The organism is Massilia sp. 01N417 (genome assembly GCF_056399645.1).
The window spans coordinates 1-1,721 of sequence record NZ_JBFTRS010000053.1; the positions used below are offsets into that span (position 1 = coordinate 1).

Annotated in this window: 1 protein-coding gene, 1 pseudogene and 1 other annotated feature; of the genes and pseudogenes, one reads left to right on the forward strand and one right to left on the reverse strand. The window is 59.1% G+C overall.

Translation table 11 applies throughout. The features are described 5' to 3' along the window. Nucleotides 1-40: 40 nt before the first annotated feature. Nucleotides 41-1,266: pseudogene (locus AC1DOQ_RS26840) on the reverse strand (IS3 family transposase). Then, nucleotides 872-988 (reverse strand) — a sequence feature (AL1L pseudoknot). It overlaps the preceding pseudogene by 117 nt. Before the next feature lie 228 nt (nt 1,267-1,494). Between AC1DOQ_RS26840 and AC1DOQ_RS26845 the strand changes: the two are divergent. After that, nucleotides 1,495-1,721: SDR family NAD(P)-dependent oxidoreductase (locus AC1DOQ_RS26845; RefSeq protein ID WP_477371428.1), on the forward strand; the 227-nt coding region annotated here is incomplete at its 3' end.

Below are 1,721 nucleotides of genomic sequence, written 5' to 3' on the forward strand. Positions count from 1 at the left end.
CTGAATCGCCCCGGTTTTCGTGGAGGCCGGTTTATGTGAGTCAGGCCGGGATGGCTTGACAGCTCAACTGCGCGTAATAGTTTGCCTCAGCTTCCGCCGGCGGTATATAGCCAAGTGGTTCCAGCAGGCGGTGATGATTGAACCAGGCCACCCATTCCAAGGTCGCCAGCTCGACGGCCTCGCGTGTCTTGCAGGGAGCGCGGCGATGGATCAGCTCAGCCTTGTACAAACCGTTGATGGTCTCGGCCAGGGCATTATCGTRACTGTCCCCCTTACTGCCCACGGAAGGTTCCACGCCAGCCTCTGCAAGCCGTTCGCTGTACCGAATGCTGACGTATTGAGAGCCCCTGTCGCTGTGGTGCACCAGAGCATCGCTGCGCTCAGGCTGACGGTCGTACAGCGCCTGTTCCAAGGCGTCGAGCACGAAGTCGGTCCGCATCGAGCTGCTGACTCGCCAGCCCACGATGCGGCGTGCGAAGACGTCGATAACGAAAGCCACGTAGACGAAACCCTGCCATGTGGAGACGTACGTGAAATCCGATACCCACAGCTGGTTTGGCCGCTACGCCTTGAATTGACGGTTGACCCGGTCGAGCGGACACGGCGCTTTCGTATCGGGGACGGTGGTTCGCACCACCTTACCACGCATGACGCCGCGCAGGCCGGCGCGACGCATCAGGCGCTCCACGGTGCAGCGGGCCACGTCAGTACCTTCACGTTTTAGCTGGCGCCAAACCTTGTCGACGCCGTAGACCTGCAAGTTCGCCTGCCAGACACGCTCGATCTCGACGCTCAGTACCTCATCGCGCTGCGCCCGTGCACACTGCAGTGCTGGGTTACGCTGTCGCGCTGCGTAACGCCAGTAGCCCGACGGCGCGACCTGCATGACACTGCAAATCGGCTCGACGCCGTAGGCATGGCGATGCTCGTCGATGAACGCTCTTACGATTTGAAGCGGCGGTCGAGCTCCGCTTGGGCGAAAAAAGCGCTCGCCAAGCGCAGGATCTCGTTGGCCTTGCGCAGCTCCCGATTCTCTCGCTCTAATGCCTTCATGCGCTCCTGCTCGGCAGTGGTGGCGCCAGGACGCTGGCCTGTATCGGTTTCTTGCTGGCGTATCCAACGACGAAGAGTTTCAGGCGTACAGCCGATCTTGGCCGCGATGGATGTGATTGCTGCCCACTGCGACGGATACTCGCTGCCAGCTTCGCTGACCATGCGCACGGCGCGCTCGATGACTTCGGGGGAATACTTCGGTTGCTTCTTCATGGCTCCATTCTCTCAAACATTGGAGCCTCTACAAAACCCGGGGCGATTCATACTCAGTCAGGCCCTAGGTTCGCGATCGGTCGTGAGTGTAGCAGCCATTCACGATACAATTAGCGCAATCCTCAGAAGGAATAATTTTCGAAAAGTGTGGGGGAAATCTGCCTATTCTCTATGCCTTGTACATACTCACAGAAGTGTCACAAATGTATTTATGAAAGAAATGGATTGATGAAGATTCTGGTTACCGGCGGCATGGGTTATATCGGTTCGCACACCGTGGTTGAACTGCAGAACGCAGGCCACGAGGTGGTGGTGGTCGACAACCTGTCCAACGCCAACCGTTCCGTGCAGGAACGGGTGACTCGCATCACGGGGAAGGCTTTCGAATTCGTCGAGGCCGACATCCGCGACCGTGCGGCGATGGAAGCCGCGTTCGGCGCGCACAAGGTCGACGC